This is a genomic window from Heyndrickxia sp. MSNUG (genome assembly GCF_049532715.1).
Classification (GTDB): Bacteria; Bacillota; Bacilli; order Bacillales; family Cytobacillaceae; genus Mesobacillus.
This window is the reverse complement of sequence record NZ_CP150978.1, coordinates 3,593,405-3,610,292: the sequence shown is the minus strand read 5'-3', so window position 1 is coordinate 3,610,292 and position 16,888 is coordinate 3,593,405. Positions and strand designations below refer to the sequence as shown.

At 41.2% G+C, this 16,888-nt stretch carries 17 protein-coding genes; 9 read left to right on the top strand and 8 right to left on the bottom strand.

Annotated elements, in window-relative coordinates; translation table 11 throughout:
• Window positions 1–51 precede the first annotated feature (51 nt).
• Window positions 52–501: a universal stress protein gene (locus AABM38_RS18190; RefSeq protein ID WP_423407653.1), complete on the bottom strand. Its 450-nt coding sequence runs from the start codon at window positions 499–501 to the stop codon at window positions 52–54.
• 106 nt (window positions 502–607) lie between these two features.
• Here AABM38_RS18190 and AABM38_RS18185 point away from each other — a divergent pair, with 106 nt between their 5' ends.
• The 3 genes from AABM38_RS18185 to AABM38_RS18175 all read left to right on the top strand — a co-directional run bounded on the left by AABM38_RS18185 (window position 608) and on the right by AABM38_RS18175 (window position 3,398).
• On the top strand, window positions 608–763 hold the full coding sequence (locus tag AABM38_RS18185) for a hypothetical protein (protein WP_423407652.1): 156 nt from the start codon (window positions 608–610) through the stop codon (window positions 761–763).
• Between the two features lie 365 nt (window positions 764–1,128).
• The gene (ald, locus tag AABM38_RS18180; RefSeq protein WP_423407651.1) at window positions 1,129–2,250 is read left to right on the top strand and encodes an alanine dehydrogenase; all 1,122 of its coding nucleotides are present in this window, start codon (window positions 1,129–1,131) and stop codon (window positions 2,248–2,250) included.
• Between the two features lie 218 nt (window positions 2,251–2,468).
• Complete coding sequence (locus AABM38_RS18175) at window positions 2,469–3,398, top strand: manganese-dependent inorganic pyrophosphatase (protein ID WP_423410785.1); 930 nt, start codon at window positions 2,469–2,471, stop codon at window positions 3,396–3,398.
• 98 nt (window positions 3,399–3,496) lie between these two features.
• Here the strand turns inward: AABM38_RS18175 and AABM38_RS18170 are convergent, their stop codons facing one another.
• The 3 genes from AABM38_RS18170 to deoC form a co-directional block, all read right to left on the bottom strand.
• Window positions 3,497–4,111 carry an AmiS/UreI family transporter gene (locus AABM38_RS18170; protein WP_423407650.1) on the bottom strand — a complete coding sequence of 205 codons (615 nt, stop codon included), beginning with the start codon at window positions 4,109–4,111 and terminating at the stop codon, window positions 3,497–3,499.
• 155 nt (window positions 4,112–4,266) lie between these two features.
• Window positions 4,267–4,671: a cytidine deaminase gene (locus AABM38_RS18165; RefSeq protein ID WP_423407649.1), complete on the bottom strand. Its 405-nt coding sequence runs from the start codon at window positions 4,669–4,671 to the stop codon at window positions 4,267–4,269.
• Window positions 4,672–4,724: 53 nt separating this feature from the next.
• On the bottom strand, window positions 4,725–5,399 hold the full coding sequence (deoC, locus tag AABM38_RS18160; RefSeq protein ID WP_423407648.1) for a deoxyribose-phosphate aldolase: 675 nt from the start codon (window positions 5,397–5,399) through the stop codon (window positions 4,725–4,727).
• A gap of 775 nt (window positions 5,400–6,174) precedes the next feature.
• Between deoC and queF the strand changes: the two genes are divergently transcribed.
• A complete protein-coding gene (queF, locus tag AABM38_RS18155; RefSeq protein ID WP_207500574.1) occupies window positions 6,175–6,672 on the top strand; it encodes a preQ(1) synthase in 498 nt (165 codons plus the stop codon).
• Between the two features lie 55 nt (window positions 6,673–6,727).
• Here the strand turns inward: queF and AABM38_RS18150 are convergent, their stop codons facing one another.
• Entirely contained in the window at window positions 6,728–7,825 is a 1,098-nt protein-coding gene (locus AABM38_RS18150) for a M24 family metallopeptidase (RefSeq protein WP_423407647.1), read from the bottom strand.
• 249 nt (window positions 7,826–8,074) lie between these two features.
• Between AABM38_RS18150 and AABM38_RS18145 the strand changes: the two genes are divergently transcribed.
• From AABM38_RS18145 to AABM38_RS18135, 3 genes are all read left to right on the top strand, one after another.
• Entirely contained in the window at window positions 8,075–8,755 is a 681-nt protein-coding gene (locus AABM38_RS18145; RefSeq protein ID WP_423407646.1) for a metal-dependent hydrolase, read from the top strand.
• Between the two features lie 103 nt (window positions 8,756–8,858).
• A complete protein-coding gene (locus AABM38_RS18140; RefSeq protein ID WP_423407645.1) occupies window positions 8,859–9,107 on the top strand; it encodes a hypothetical protein in 249 nt (82 codons plus the stop codon).
• A gap of 502 nt (window positions 9,108–9,609) precedes the next feature.
• Complete coding sequence (locus AABM38_RS18135) at window positions 9,610–10,929, top strand: DRTGG domain-containing protein (RefSeq protein ID WP_423407644.1); 1,320 nt, start codon at window positions 9,610–9,612, stop codon at window positions 10,927–10,929.
• A gap of 79 nt (window positions 10,930–11,008) precedes the next feature.
• Here AABM38_RS18135 and AABM38_RS18130 read toward each other — a convergent pair whose 3' ends face one another.
• Window positions 11,009–11,302 (bottom strand): YtpI family protein, encoded by a 294-nt coding sequence (locus AABM38_RS18130; RefSeq protein ID WP_423407643.1) that lies wholly within the window; start codon window positions 11,300–11,302, stop codon window positions 11,009–11,011.
• A 171-nt stretch (window positions 11,303–11,473) separates the two neighbouring features.
• Here AABM38_RS18130 and AABM38_RS18125 point away from each other — a divergent pair, with 171 nt between their 5' ends.
• The gene (locus AABM38_RS18125) at window positions 11,474–12,409 is read left to right on the top strand and encodes a DHH family phosphoesterase (RefSeq protein WP_423407642.1); all 936 of its coding nucleotides are present in this window, start codon (window positions 11,474–11,476) and stop codon (window positions 12,407–12,409) included.
• A gap of 41 nt (window positions 12,410–12,450) precedes the next feature.
• Here the strand turns inward: AABM38_RS18125 and ytrI are convergent, their stop codons facing one another.
• Together ytrI and AABM38_RS18115 are read right to left on the bottom strand one after the other, a co-directional pair.
• A complete protein-coding gene (gene ytrI, locus AABM38_RS18120; RefSeq protein ID WP_335376435.1) occupies window positions 12,451–12,957 on the bottom strand; it encodes a sporulation membrane protein YtrI in 507 nt (168 codons plus the stop codon).
• Window position 12,958: 1 nt separating this feature from the next.
• Window positions 12,959–13,288 (bottom strand): YtrH family sporulation protein, encoded by a 330-nt coding sequence (locus tag AABM38_RS18115; protein ID WP_335376434.1) that lies wholly within the window; start codon window positions 13,286–13,288, stop codon window positions 12,959–12,961.
• Window positions 13,289–13,453: 165 nt separating this feature from the next.
• Between AABM38_RS18115 and dnaE the strand changes: the two genes are divergently transcribed.
• Complete coding sequence (gene dnaE / locus AABM38_RS18110) at window positions 13,454–16,813, top strand: DNA polymerase III subunit alpha (protein ID WP_423407641.1); 3,360 nt, start codon at window positions 13,454–13,456, stop codon at window positions 16,811–16,813.
• The last annotated feature ends 75 nt before the right edge of the window (window positions 16,814–16,888 follow it).

Here is a 16,888-nt window from a genome sequence, read left to right as displayed (position 1 = left end):
AAAGCACGCAATCTTTCATGTTTGCGTGCTTTTGATATTAAAAAAAACATCTTAGTTAACTTTGTCAGTGCGGATGACAAGGACGTCACAGGATGCATAGCGGGTGATATGTTCAGATACACTTCCGATGAAGAAGCGCTCCATCGCGTTCATTCCTGTCGCTCCACAAATAATCAGGTCGGCGTTATATTTTTTAGCAACATCTTTTGCAATCTTGACCTTTGGAGAACCATAATCAATTTCGTAACTTACGTTTGTGACTCCAGCTTCATTTGCCTGCTGCTTGTAGCTTTCCATCAGCTCAGTGGCAAATTGGTTTGCCCGTTCTGAAATAGTACGGTCATAGGCCTCCACAGTTGCAAATGTACGAAGATCAATGATGTGGGTCATGACTAGATTTGCATCATTTCTTTTTGCAATCTCAATGGCTTTTTTAAAAGCCCATGCTGCTTCCTTAGAACCATCAACGGCAACTAATATGTTCTTATAAGATAGCGCCATAGTTCTCGCCTCCTTTTCCTATATTATACAACAGATTCTGTAGTATAGCTGTGACAATCCAACGAAAACTATATTAGTAAGCATAATAATGCAGGAGGGAAATTGCATGAAAAAACAAGAGCGTGAAGGCCAGCCGGCATTCGACTATGATGATCAGGGTGTCACCCAGGTTAGCCAGCAAATTATGGACTCCTATAACAGTGGAGTGATTGGGCAGGAGCAAATGACTTCTGGTGTGGAAACCGGCCAGGAACAGCAATAAAATGAGAAACAAGCTGTTGTTTTAATAAGCAGCTTGTTTTTTATATGTTCCGATCGGCAGGCGGAAAGCTAGTACCTTGAGCTAAATTCACACATGAATAGAAGAAAGCTAAATATTAAAAATATACAGAATAGTATATTTTAGGTATTTTCATACGAATTGTTTTGCCAAATGGTATTTTTTCTACTAAAATGAAAGTGTTTTCATCCTCGTCCTTTCTAGAAATGATTCTTATCCCTTAGACTTTTATTAATCGATGCATGATTTGAAGCATTTTAAAAACTGAGCCTAATAGGATGAAATTTGATATAGTAGAGGCGGGCCTGAAATGGAAGGCAATTATTATTTATAGGAGGTATGCAATAATGCGTATCGGTGTACCTAAAGAGATAAAAAATAATGAAAACCGTGTGGCTATGACGCCTGCCGGAGTACTGAACCTTGTTAACTTTGGTCATGAAGTATTTATCGAAGCAGGTGCTGGCCTGGGATCAAGCTTTACTGACGATGATTATAAGGCTGCTGGAGCGTTAATAGTTGCCAGTGCAGAAGAAGCATGGTCACAGGATATGGTCATGAAGGTAAAAGAACCTCTGCCAGAAGAATACGGTTATTTCCGTGAAGGGTTAATTCTATTTACATATTTGCACCTTGCTCCGGAACCAGAGCTGACAAAAGCTCTGATCGAGAACAAGGTTGTAGGCATTGCATATGAAACAGTACAGCTGCCAAACAATTCTCTTCCATTGCTGACTCCAATGAGTGAAGTAGCTGGCCGCATGGCTACTCAAATCGGTGCCCAGTTCCTTGAGAAGGTACACGGAGGAAAAGGAATCCTTCTTGGAGGAGTTCCAGGCGTCCAAAGAGGAAAGGTAACAATTATCGGAGGCGGAGTAGCCGGTACGAATGCTGCTAAAATGGCTGTTGGCCTTGGAGCAGAAGTAACAATGATCGACTTGAATCCGGAACGACTGCGCCAGCTTGATGACATTTTTGGCTCAGATATTACGACTCTGATCTCCAACCCTTACAATATCGCTGAAGCTGTGAAAACTTCTGATGTTGTGATTGGAGCGGTATTAATTCCTGGTGCTAAAGCTCCAAGACTTGTTACAGAAGAAATGATCCAGTCCATGAATCCAGGTTCAGTGGTAGTTGACATCGCAATCGACCAGGGCGGAATTTTTGAAACGACTGACAGAATCACTACCCACGACAATCCAACTTATGAAAAGCATGGAGTTGTCCACTATGCAGTTGCTAACATGCCAGGTGCGGTACCAAGAACATCTACAATCGCGCTTACGAACGTAACAGTTCCATATGCCGTTCAAATCGCGAACAAAGGCTACAAGCAAGCTTGCCTTGACAATGAAGCATTGTTGAAGGGAATCAACACGCTTAATGGCTATGTTACTTATAAAGCAGTTGCTGAAGCACATGATCTTGTATACTCTGAAACAAGAACATTGCTAGAGCAAATCTAATTTTCAGGATCCGGATTCAATCCGGGTCTTTTATTTTGGTTTTTGAATCGTTTAACAGAATCATGCCCATCTTAATAGAATGCGCCGTGATTTTCATATAAAGCTGTTTAAAATAATTTCATTTTAGCGTATATTATTTATTGGATATACGGATTCTTGCTCAAGCAAGGAATGAGCAGGAATGTCCGTGTGATAAATTGTAATTAAGGAGTGTCATGATGGAAAAAGTACTTGTTTTTGGACATAAAAATCCTGATACCGATACAATCTGCTCGGCAATCGCCTATGCTAACTTAAAGCAGAAGCTTGGTGTTGATGCAGAAGCAGTCCGTTTAGGCCAGGTGAATGGGGAAACTCAATACGCATTGGATTACTTCAAGGCTGAAGCACCTCGTCTAGTAGGACAAGTTTCAGAAGAAGTAAACAGCGTGATTCTCGTTGACCATAACGAACGCCAGCAAAGTGCAGACGGTATTGAAAAAGTAAAGATTGTTGAAGTTATCGACCATCACCGTGTTGCTAATTTTGAAACAAGCGACCCGCTTTATTTCCGTGTTGAGCCAGTTGGCTGCACAGCAACTATTTTAAATAAAATGTACAAAGAAAATAACGTGGAAATCGATAAGAACATTGCTGGACTTATGCTTTCTGCGATTGTTTCCGATTCATTATTGTTCAAGTCCCCGACATGCACTGAACAAGACGTGGCAGCTGCCCGTGAATTAGCCGAGATAGCAGGGGTAGACGCTGATCAATATGGTCTTGATATGCTTAAGGCTGGAGCGGATCTAAGCAGCAAAACAATCGATGAACTCATTACTCTTGACGCGAAAGAGTTTCAAATGGGAAGCTCTAAAGTTGAAATCGCACAGGTAAACACAGTAGATGTTAACGAAGTGCTTGCCCGCCAGGCAGAGCTTGAAGATGCACTTAACAAGAAAATTTCAGAGAGAAACCTCGACTTGTTCGTATTGGTTATTACTGATATTCTTACAAATGATTCTGCAGCACTTGCGCTTGGAAAAGAAGCAGCAGCTGTTGAAGAAGCTTTCAACGTTACGCTGAACAATAACACTGCGACTTTAAAAGGCGTTGTTTCACGCAAAAAGCAAGTCGTGCCTGTATTAACGGATGTACTTTCAAAATAATCTTGAAGATATAAAAAACCGTCCTGCCATGTAAAAGGCAGGACGGTTTTTGCTTTTTAGGCAATTATTCAAAATCAAGCAGTGGATTGCAAGCTTACTTATGCGAACTTTTCTCTTCTGGCTGCAGTAACCTTGAACTTAAACGTAATGAATCCAAAATATAGGATGGCTGCAATCGCTAGGTAAACCCATGCTTCGGATACCTGTTCGCTTTTCCATAATCCAGTCATCGACAGCAATGCCGGAAAAGTTAAAGTAAGCCATGATTGTACGAAGGCAACCTTGCCGATATAGACATCGATCTTTTTGTTAAGACCCATGGATAAAAAGAACAGGAACCAAAGATATGCCCACATCAGCCACGTAAGGGTACTAACAATATCATTGAAGTGGACATAGGCTACTAATGCATATATGAGTGCGATGACTGCTACCCAAAGGGAATACCAGCCGAGTCCGCTTCCATCAAGGTCTTTTAATAGTGTTAATCCAACATACAGGTAAGTGAAGCCAAAAAGAAATATGCTGGCTAGGCTGTAGATTGTCCAGTTGCTTTGATCAGATACCACGATCAAATAGAAAGGTACAATGACTTGCATAGCCCCGATGAATAAGTTAAATACTGCTACACTTTTTGCATTTGCCCTTCCAAGAAGCATTAAGCTGTTTAGGAATAGTGCTGCACCTGATAGCAATAAACCTGCGTCTCCCATGATGAATGCCGCAATCAATTATTGTTAATTGACGGCTCTTTCCTCCTTTATCAAGCAAGTTGTGATTATTAGCTTGGGATAGCTTGAATAAGAAAGAGCAATTCCTATACCAGAAAGGCTGCAAGGAATTGCCCTTATTTATATATATTATTTACTTAATCGATTTTTTCCATGTCCTTAGATGTAAAATAACCAGGCAGGATTTCGCTGATCGTTGTTTCCTGCACATCGCCATAAAGGTTAGCAAGGTAAATCTTTGTGTCTTCTGTAGCAAATTCAGCAATTACCTGGCGGCAGGCACCGCAAGGAGAAATAGGACCTTCAGTGTCTCCAACAACAGCAATCGCCTTGATTTCAGTATCGCCTTCTGATACAGCTTTGAAAATAGCTGTTCTCTCTGCACAGTTTGTCAGACCATAAGAGGCATTTTCGATATTGCAGCCAAGATAAACCTGATCGTTGTTCGTTATGATTGCAGCGCCAACCTGAAACTTAGAATATGGAACATATGCTTTGCTTCTAGCTTCAATCGCTTTTTCAACAAGCATGTTTTTATCCATCGTCCATTCCCCATTCCCATGAATATTTTAATTAATGTTAAATATCTTGAGTATTAGTATGAAGAGTTAGAAGACAAGCCATTCATGATTGCTACACCAGAGCTTGCTCCGATTCTAGTCGCGCCAGCTTCGATCATGTTCTGTGCATCTTCAAGGCTTCTTACGCCACCAGAAGCTTTAACACCGATATCTGGGCCAACTGTCTTTCTCATTAATGCGATATCTTCCACTGTTGCACCGCCTGTTGAGAAACCTGTAGAAGTCTTGACGAAGTCTGCACCTGCGCTGACAGAAAGCTTGCAAGCCATTTCTTTTTCTTCGTCTGTAAGAAGGCAAGTCTCAATGATTACTTTAGTCAAAGCTTTACCTTTAGCTGCTTCAACGACTGCCTTGATGTCATTTTCGACTACATCATACTGCTTGTCTTTAAGTGCGCCCATGTTAATCACCATATCAACTTCTGTTGCGCCATTTTCGATAGCATTTGTTGTTTCGAAAGCTTTTACTGCTGAAGTGGAAGCTCCAAGAGGGAAGCCGATTACCGTACATACCTCTACACCTTCAGCGTCCTTAAGAATTTCTGCAGCGGTTTTTACCCAAGTTGGATTCACGCATACTGAAGCGAACTTATATTCTTTTGCTTCTTCAGCCAATTTTACAATCTCTGCTTCAGTTGCATTTGCTTTAAGTAATGTGTGGTCGATCATTCTCGCTAATTCGTTTGTCATACTAATTCAAACCCTTTCCGTATTAAGATTATGATTAAACGCTTTCATAAAGAATAAAATTTCAACTCGAAATTTATTATGCCTTACTTACATGAATAATATATCAGGTGCTTGAACAAATGTAAATAATGAATTGAACATATGTAAAAATAATGTGTGGAAATACATGAAAATGTCACATTTACGAAAAGGGACTTGGAGGCAATTACTACTGTCAGGAATTTTTCTGTTAAAACGGATGTTGATTTATAAACCCTGTTGTTTGTAGTGGAAGGCGCGTAGACTCCTGCGGGCTTAGCTGGACAGGTGAGACCCCGCAGGAGTGAAATGACGAGGAGGCTCAGCGCCAGCCCCGCGGAAAGCGAAGCGGCTGGAACGAAAATCAACAGCCTTGTTTTTAAAAAATGGCTGTGTTAAAGGACAATGGTGATTTTTAGCACCTTGAGCAGAAATCAGCATCCAAGGTTAACACAGCCAAAAAATAAAGGATTTCCTTTTAAATTTAAATACATGAATCTTCTCAAAAACAGCTCTCAAGAACAATTTTTTCCTTTGACTTTCAGAGAGTGTTTCATTATAGTTGCTTTATAATAATGAATAATCATTCCCGTAATCGCGGGAGAGGTTCATAGCGGACACCCTCTATAAAAAACTATGGCTTTGAATTATAATTTCAACCATATCCAGAGGATATGGTTTTTTTATTTATAAAAAGGCATCTAGAAGGGTATTTGAACTGATATCGCGTTTGCGGCCAAATTAGGAGGCTAAAATAATGGCTGGAAGAAAAGAAGAAGAAATGAAAGATTTGACACTGCTTGGCAATCAGGGGACAAAGTATTTGTTTGAGTACAGTCCTGAAATCCTTGAATCCTTTGAAAATAAACACCCTTATCGTGATTACTTTGTAAAATTCAACACACCTGAGTTCACAAGCCTTTGCCCGATTACAGGCCAGCCTGATTTCGCATCAATCTATATTAGTTATATTCCAGATAAACTAATGGTAGAAAGCAAATCATTAAAGCTGTATTTATTCAGCTTCAGGAACCATGGTGATTTTCACGAGGATTGCATGAACATTATCATGAATGATCTGATTAAGCTAATGGATCCAAAATATATCGAAGTGTGGGGTAAGTTCACGCCTAGAGGCGGAATCTCAATCGATCCTTACACAAACTACGGTAAGCCGGGAACAAAATATGAAGAAATGGCAGATTACCGTCTGATGAATCACGATATGTATCCTGAGAAGGTTGACAATCGATAATGTAAGTTACATTCTAAATAAAACCCGTCTGGCAATGGCCAGACGGGTTTCTGTATTAAGAAACAAATACAAGTTCCTTTGGATATTTTGTAAGGATTTCAATTCCATCCTCAGTGATGACCACATCATCCTCAATCCTAACTCCTGCAACACCAGGTACATAAATACCCGGCTCTGCAGTGAAGACCATACCTTTTTCTAATAACAAAGAGTTTGTACTCGTTAATGATGGATACTCATGTACGCTGACGCCAAGTCCATGGCCGAGACGGTGCGGGAAATATTCGCCATAGCCGGCTGCTTCGATAACATTTCTGGCAGCAAGGTCTACATCTGAACATGTAACACCAACTCGAGCGGTATCTAATGCTTTTAGCTGTGCCTTAAGTACGGTATTGTAAATTTCTTCCTGTTGTTTAGTGATTTCACCAAATGCAACGGTCCTCGTGATATCAGAGCAGTAACCATCCATGACTACCCCCAGATCGAATAAAACTAAATCACCTTTGCTCATCTTAGTTAGGCCAGGTGTTCCATGCGGGGCTGCGGCATTTTTACCTGTTAATACCATAGTAGAAAAAGACATCTGTGTAACGCCTTTTTTCTTCAGTTCATATTCAATTGCAGCAAGCACATCAAGCTCGGTTTTTCCTTCACTGATTTCGCTTACTCCTGTTTCAATCGCAAAATCAGCAAGTTCACAGGCTTTACGAAGTTTTTGCAATTCATCTTCTGTTTTGACCATACGCATCAGCCTTAATTTTTCTTCAGCGGATACAAAAGCCGAGCCGGAAAATAGGGAATTCATTTTTTCATAACGTTCAACATTCAATTGTTCTTTTTCGATTGCTGTACGCTTAATGGAAGGAACTCTTTTTTTAATGGCGTTGTATGCAAGCTCCATTGAATCATCAGTATCGCTATAGCCAATAATTTCGAGATTCCAGCCTGCATTTTTTGCATTTTCCTTATCCATTGCTGGACAAATCATGAATGGTTCTGCGTCCTGGAACACGGCAATAGCTAGCAGGCGTTCATGAGGATCGCTTAAAAATCCGCTTAAGTAAAAAACATTGTCTGGAGACGAAATGAAAGTGACATCGATGCTGCTTTCCTTCATCCAGCCAGATAATGCAGTCAATCTTTCAGACATTAATATTCCTCCTCTTATATGTATAGCTCATAATGAGAGTAGCAATTTGATGATGAAAAGTAAAACGTTCTTTTTATAAAAGACTGTTTTTATTAATGGCAGCACCTTACTTAAATAAAATATGTCATGTTTCCAAAAGAGCCCGAATTAGATTTTAATCATTCACTGCTCTGGGTATAAAAGAAAAGTAAGCAGGAGATAGGTGAATGATGTGGAAGTTAGTTATTGAGAATTGAAAGGAGCGATAATATGAAAGTATCTTATCACGGGCATTCTGTTGTGAAAATTGAAACGAATGGGAAAACGATTTTGATTGATCCATTCATTACAGGCAATGATCTGACGGATTTAAAAGTTGGAGATGTTAAGCCTGACGTCATTATCCTTACTCACGCGCACGGAGACCATCTTGGAGATACAGTCGAGCTGGCAAAGAAAAACGATTCTCTTGTGATCGCCAACTTTGAAGTCGCTACATATCTAGGCTGGAAAGGGTTAAATACACATGGTATGTCAATCGGTGGGGCTTATCAATTCGATTTTGGGAAAGTGAAGATGACTCCAGCATTCCATGGCACTGGAATGATCACCGAGAATAATGAGATTATTTATGGAGGCATGCCTGCTGGCATCCTGTTCATGGCTGAAGGGAAAACTGTGTTTCATGCTGGAGACACTGGGTTGTTCTCAGATATGAAACTGATTGGCGAAAGACATCCGATCGACCTGGCATTCTTGCCGATTGGCGATAATTTTACAATGGGACCTGAAGATGCGGCTTTGGCTGCCGAGTTCCTCAATGCAAAAGTCGTTGTCCCAATCCATTTCAACACATTCCCGCCAATCAAACAGGATCCACATGCATTTGTCGATTCACTTAAGAAAAATAAAGGCAGGGTTCTTGAAGCAGGGGAAGTAATAGAATTATAAACCATTGTGCTGCACAATTTTGTGCAGCATTTTCTTTTTAAAATGCTTTTTTATTCCTATCTTGCATAGATATAAAATAAGACAACCTATTAGGAGGGGAATAATGAAAAAGAACAAATACCTGCTATACTTGCTCTTGTGCGGAGTAATGATTTATATTGCCATGCCTCGGCTGAACCTTACATTAGGCGGCAGCGATGCGGTATTCGCCGGATCATGGTTATTTTTGGCCTTGCTTGTATTCGCAGGCAACCTTGCTGCATTTTTGTATACACCGAAAAAGAAGCTGCCGACTGGCAGAAACAGAATGGATAATAAGCAGAAAAGAAAATCGAGAGTGTATACTGGCTGATGATTCAGCAAGTCAGTTTGTCGACAAAAATTTAGTATCAACTAGTTATTAAAAACCTGTTGATTGGAGTGGAAGGCGCGAAGACTCCTGCGGGCGCAGCTGGACAGGGGAGACCCCGCAAGAGCGAAGCGACGAGGCGGCTCAGCGCCAGCCCCGCGGAAAGCGAAGCGCCTGGAACGGAAATCAACAGACTAGTTTAATAGATCAATTAAATAAAAAAGCTTTAGACCAACTTGATTTTCAGAGTTGGTCTAAAGCCTGACTGGCTGATGATTCAGCCAGTTTTTTTATATGAGCAAAAAATACAAATTGAGTGCCAAACTATGCACTTACATAGCACAATGGGAGCAAAAAAAGAAGTTTCAGTGTCCGAATAAGCAGTTACATTTTCCAAAAGGTTACTGAAAGGGAAGGGTACGATTGAATCAGCGCTCTTTACACTTTATAATATAATATGGATAGAACTACATTGAACGGAAAATTATTATAAAGGGTGAAAGTCTTGGCAACAAAGCATGAACAAATACTTCAATATATAGATGAATTGCCAATAGGAGAAAAAATCTCAGTACGCCAAATCGCCAAGGCGCTAAACGTAAGTGAAGGTACTGCCTACAGGGCCATAAAAGAAGCAGAAAATAAAGGCTATGTCAGTACGATTGAACGTGTAGGCACGATCAGGATCGAAAGGAAAAAGAAAGAAAACATAGAGAGACTTACTTTTGCAGAAGTAGTCAATATCGTTGATGGACAAGTTCTCGGCGGACGAGCTGGACTTCATAAAACTCTTAATAAATTTGTTATTGGTGCAATGAAGCTTGAAGCGATGATGCGTTATACCGAGGCTGGTAACCTTCTGATTGTCGGAAACCGCGATAAGGCTCATGAGCAGGCGCTAAGAGCAGGGGCAGCAGTTCTGGTAACAGGGGGTTTTGATGCAGAGGACCATGTCAAAAGGCTTGCAGATGAGCTCCAGCTCCCGATCATATCAAGCAGCTATGATACTTTTACGGTCGCGACAATGATTAACCGGGCAATCTATGATCAACTGATAAAAAAGGAAATTATTCTTGTCGAGGATATTCTGACGCCGCTTTCTGATACGATTTTCCTGAGAAGCAATGATCGTGTTTCTGATTGGTACCGCCATAAGGACAAAACCTTCCACAGCCGTTTTCCGGTTGTCGACCACAATATGAAGGTCATCGGAATGATTACATCTAAGGACGTCATGGGCCATGATCAAGACACAATGATTGAAAAAATTATGACGAGAAACCCAATGGCTGTCAGCGGTTCGACAAGTGTCGCATCCTCCGCCCACATGATGGTATGGGAAGGCATTGAAGTTCTTCCGGTTGTGGACGATTCAAACAGGCTTGAAGGGATTGTCAGCAGGCAGGATGTCCTAAAAGCGCTGCAAATGATTCAGCGCCAGCCTCAGGTAGGGGAAACTCTTGATGACACAGTCACCAGCCAGATGGTCCTCACAAAAGGGAAAACAAAGGATGAGGATATTTTCCGCTGCCAGGTCACACCTCAGATGACAAACCACCTTGGAACAATCTCATATGGTGTTTTTACAACGATTGTTACTGAGGCAGCAAATCGGGTGCTAAGGGGCTATAAAAAAGGTGATTTAGTTGTAGAGAATATGACAATCTACTTCATTAAACCAGTCCAGATTGACAGTGTAATAGAGATTTATCCAAAGGTGCTGGAAGTTGGCCGGAAGTTCGGAAAGGTCGACATTGAAGCATTCAACGATGGAGTTTTAGTAGGGAAGGCCATGATGATGTGCCAGCTGATAGACAGGCATTAACTCTATCCACACCTGAAAAATTTTATAATTTCCTAAACAATGAGAAAAGCCGATCCGTAATGGATCGGCTTCTTTTAAATTACTCTTTTGCTTCCTTAGCTGCAAGCGGCAGATAGAATTTATATGCTTTTACACCAGACCAGATACTCATTGAGCCAATGATAATGAAGATGGCTGCAACAATGTAAGTGATCGTTGTTTGAAATAGGAATACCTGATTTAAGCCAAATAATCCAACGAATAGTCCTAATGCGATGCTGGATTTAGCGGACAGCCATTTCCTTTCAGCAGGACGCTTGCTGCGGACATATTTCATTTTATAGAAGATATAGAATACGAATGAAAGTACGATCAGTAGTACGAATATAGGCATTGCATTTCCTCCATTACTATTATCATTCTTATTTTACCGCTAATTTTACTGGATTGCTATAGAGAGGTTTTGTACTCTGCGATTTTGAAAAAAACGAAAGGGAAAACTTTCTTTTCTTTTCCAATAAATATGTTCATAATTAGGATAGAAATAAGGTGAAGGAGCATGTTGATGAAAGCGCAAATTCTAGAAGCTATTGAAAATTATGAAACGATCATTATCCACCGCCATGTGAGGCCGGATCCGGATGCATATGGTTCCCAGGGGGGATTGGCTGAGGTTTTAAAAGCTTCATTTCCTGGTAAAAACATTTACACAGTTGGCAAAGAGGAGTCGTCTCTGAATTATTTAAGAAGGCTTGATTCAATCTCTGACGATACCTTTAAGGGTGCGCTTGTGATTGTTTGTGATACGGCAAATGCTGAGCGTATTTGTGATGATCGCTATCGCTTGGGCGAACAACTGATCAAGATTGACCATCATCCGAATGAAGATCCATATGGTGATTTGCAATGGGTCGACACAACTGCCAGCTCTACGAGTGAAATGATTTATGAGTTCTATCTTTCATTCAAGGAACAAGGACTCAAGATGTCAGATGAGGCAGCTCGATTACTGTATGCAGGTATTGTGGGGGATACGGGGCGTTTCTTATATCCAAGCACTACAAATAAAACATTCGCATATGCTGGTGAATTAATTCATTATAACTTTTCAAGGACAGAGTTATATGACCGGATGTATGAACTTGCTCCGAATGTGGTGAAATTGAATGGGTACATTCTGCAAAACTTTGAGCTCCTCGAAAATGGTGCCGCTAGAGTTGTAATGAAACAGGAATTGCTTGAACAATATTCAGTAAAACCATCTGAAGCTTCATTACTTGTCAGTGAATTAGGAAATGTCGCTGGTATAAAGGCTTGGGTGTTTTTCATTGAAGAACAGGATCAGATCAGAGTGCGTCTCCGTTCAAAAGGCCCTGTGATCAACGGGATCGCGAGAAAGTATAATGGAGGAGGCCACCCGCTTGCTGCAGGTGCGTCCATTTATTCATGGGATGATGTCGAAAATGTTCTTTATGATTTAATTGAAGCTTGCAAGGAATAATAAATAAACCCCACTTGGGCTTTATGCTGAGTGGGGTTCCATTAATCTAACATTATCTCTACTTGGATGGTCACGGATGTATAGATAACCATGGATCTAATCTTCAATTTATATCTTTTGTCATTAACGGGGATTGATTTGTTTTCAATCAGCTTGGTAATCAGCTCTCTGCTTTTAAAAACAGAATCTAAATCTTTAGCGAGCAGTACATTAAGTTCGCTCTTTGTCTGTTCTTCAATTTCATAAATGGACAGCGCATCAAGATATTGTTTGTATTTTTTATCATTAACAATTTTGACTTTTACCTCCTGAACCGTCAGCTTTTCCTCATTTTTCTTATTCAGCTGTGCATAATCATCCTGCCAAATTTTAATGTCGCGCTGGAGTTCTCTGATAAGATCCTCTTGCTCATGTATTTTCTTAGCGTTTTTTTCCATTGAAACACCATTGATGTATAAGAATAAACACCAGCTGATGGCGCCGCCGACTGCCATCCCTGAAAAAAATCTTTGCCATGCTGGCTTGCGGTAATATGGTGGAATCCTCATTTTACACATGCTCCTGTGTAAGCCAATTGATAAGAAGCGCACCAGTCTGGGCCCCGCCCATTGCTGTCAGGATCAATAAAAACTGCTTGAAGATATCCTTTGTTTCCCCGTTCAGCAATCCTTTTTCAAAGCTGTACACTGTATCAAACGTACCGCCGATGGCTGCAATAATTGCCCATATTCTTATGGAGCTCGAGAAACGGGCTATTTCAGTCATCAGAGGCTGCCCTGTTAAAAATGAAGCAAGCCCCCCAATCAGCGAGCCGCCCAGCAGAACACCAAGCGCAATGAAATAAGCTTCAAACAAATGTGGAATAAATGGCTGATTCATAGAAAACATCCTTTAATAAAAAATCGATTTTTCTTCGTATTTCATCATATGGACAAACACGATTTAATATGTTTTAAAGTTCCTTGAACAAAATGAGAACATATTTTCTTTTTTTAGATAAAAGCCTATAATAATAGAAGATGAACCTTTAAGGGTGTGAGAGAAATGACATTTATTCACCTTCATGTCTATAGTGCATACAGCCTGCTGACGAGCACGGCCACAGTTGAGCAGCTCGTCCGCGATGCCAGGGCAAAAGGATTTTCCGCACTCGCGTTAACCGACCGGAATGTATTGTATGGTACTGTGGCGTTTTATAAAGAATGTCTTAGAAAATCCATTAAACCTATTCTTGGCCTGACCGTCGATGTTGTCAGCGAAATCGAGGAACAAGAGTCATTCCCGCTTGTACTCCTCGCAAAAAATAATCAGGGCTTCCAAAATCTGATGAAAATTTCAAGTGCTGTGCAAACGAAGTCTCCGGAAGGGATACCTGTAAAATGGCTGAAGCACTATGCGTCAGGTCTATATGCCATGACACCGGGAAACCAGGGGGAAATAGAATATTATTTATCAAACGGTCAACAAGAAAATGCCCTCCAGACAGTGGAGTTATATACGAAATTATTTGGCAAGGATGGTTTTTATCTATCGATTCAAAACCAGGGCTTGCCTGGTCAGCAAGAATTAGCAGCTCAGCTTGCAAGGCTTAGTAATCAGACGGATACCCCTCTTGCAGCCGCTAACCAGGTGCATTATCTGGAAAGAGAGGATTCCTTCGCACAGGAATGCCTTTTAGCAATCAGGAATGGTGATAAGCTGCAGGATGACGGACGTGAAAAACTGGGCAGCAGCGAGTTTTATCTTAAAACAGCTGATGAGATGGCAGAACTGCTCTCGGAGTATCCTGAGGCATTAGAAAACACACTTAAAATCGCAGAGAGCTGCAACGTCATGCTTGATATGGAATCAAGGCATCTGCCGAAATATCCTGTCCAGCCAGGACAGAATGCAGATGAACTGCTTGAATACCAATGCTTCGAAGGATTGAAGGAACGCTATGGAAGTCCCTCTGCAGAACATATAGCGAGGCTCAAATATGAGCTTTCGGTGATAAAGAAAATGAAGTTCAGCGATTATTTCCTGATTGTCTGGGATTTCATTAAATATGCCAGGGAACAGGGAATCCTCGTAGGACCGGGACGTGGATCGGCAGCGGGTTCGATTGTATCTTATGTATTATTCATAACCGACGTGGATCCTATTGAACACGAACTCCTTTTTGAAAGGTTCTTGAATCCGGAACGTATAACAATGCCGGATATCGACATCGACTTCCCCGACAACAGAAGGGATGAGGTGATTGAATATGTGGCTTCAAAATATGGAGAGCTGCATGTAGCGCAGATTGTCACTTTTGGAACCCTTGCTGCAAAAGCTGCAGTCAGGGATGTCGGGCGTGCATTTGGATTGAACCCGAAAGAGCTTGACCGCCTTTCCAGACTTGTACCATCGAAACTCGGGATTACCCTTCGAGAGGCACTAAAGGAATCAGAAGGCTTAAGAAGTTTCAGTGAAGAATCTCAAAAGAATAAGAGAATCCTGGATACAGCCATCAAGCTTGAAGGGCTGCCAAGACATACCTCAACACATGCTGCGGGGGTCGTGATCAGCGAACATCCGCTTACCAACGTTGTGCCAATTCAATCAGGTCAGGCTAAAGTTTTCCTGACTCAATATTCGATGGATCACCTTGAAGAAATTGGATTGCTCAAGATGGACTTTCTGGGATTGCGTAATTTATCTTTGATTGATTCAATTCTTCATTCCATTTATCAAAAAAATCGCCGCAAGCTCGATATCCATGATATCCCCTTTGATGATGAAAAGACATACCAGCTGCTGAGCAGGGGAGAGACAACTGGTATTTTCCAGCTTGAATCAGAAGGAATGAGAAAGGTTCTGACGAAGCTCGAGCCAAGCCGTTTTGAAGATATCGTCGCAGTCAACGCGCTTTATAGACCGGGTCCGATGGAAAATATCCCGCTATTCATTGACAGGAAACATGGAAGGCAGCCAATCGATTATTACCACAAGGATCTTGAAAATATCCTTGGGAATACATATGGCGTTATTGTCTATCAAGAACAAATCATGCAGATCGCCTCCAAAATGGCGGGCTTTTCTCTCGGTCAAGCTGATTTGCTGCGGCGCGCTGTTTCTAAGAAAAAGAAGGAAGTGCTGGACCAGGAGCGGGAGCATTTTGTGAATGGGTCTTTGCGAAAAGGATATGACAGCAAGACGGCGAATACTATTTATGATCTCATCGTCAGGTTTGCAAACTACGGATTTAACCGCAGCCATGCTGTCGCATATAGCATGATTGCCTATCAGCTGGCATATTTGAAAGCTAATTATCCGTTGTATTTCATGGCCTCACTGCTCTCATCTGCAATCGGGAATGATACGAAAATTGCTCAATATGCGAGAGAACTGCAGCAAATGGGTATCAAACTTCTTCCCCCTTCGATCAACAAAAGTGCGTTCAGCTTCCAGCCGGAAGGAGAAGCAGTCAGATACAGCCTGGCAGGTATCAAGGGTGCCGGCATTGCCTCACTTAAAGAGATTTTCCAGGTAAGAAGAAATAAGCCGTTTAAGGATATATTCGATTTTTGCATAAGAGTGCCTCAAAAGGCCGCTTCCAGAAAAGTACTTGAAGCATTGATCTATTCGGGTGCTTTTGATGAATTCGGCCATGACCGTGCCGTGCTTCTCGCCACGATCGATGTTGCAATTGAACATGCCCAGCTTGTTGCGCCTGATGATACCGGTCAGATTGATATGTTTGCTGAAGCTGAATTCTCGCTGAAGCCAAAATATACAGAAGTGGATCCGATGCAGATAGAAGACAAGCTTAGCCTGGAAAAAGAAGTGCTAGGTGTTTATTTATCGAAACACCCTGTTTCAATTCATGAAAAAGAATTCACGGCTGCAGGCGTAAAAACAATTGCTTCTCAACCAATGAACGGAAGAACCAGGCTAGGTGTTTACATCACTGAACAAAAGAAAATCCGTACAAAAAAAGGTGAGGCAATGGCATTCCTGACACTTAGCGATGCCAGCGGAGAAACAGAAGCTGTTGTGTTCCCCGCTGTTTACAAACAATATGGCCACGTGTTGACACAGGGGAAAATGGCGCTGGTAGAGGGAAAGTTTGATCAAAGGGATGGGAAAAGCCAGTTTGTGGTCCAATCAGTCCTTGATCTTGAAAAAGAAGCGACAAAAGTACAAGAAAAAACTGTATTATATTTAAGGATCGCCAAAGAATCAAATCCTGTTGAAATGATGAAAGACTTAAAAGCTTTATTGAAAAAACATCATGGGGCGGTTCCTGTCATCGTCTATAATGAGGAGACAGAGAAATCGCTGCTGCTGTCGAATGAATTCAGCGTAAGCATAACGGAAAACAGCATGGATGAATTAAGGAAAGTACTTGGTGTTAATAATGTTGTCCTGAAAAAATAGACCTTTACAAGTATAATAGATGTGTTATATTGGAAAAGGATATGTGTGGTCAGACCACTGAAGAAGGCAACTTTT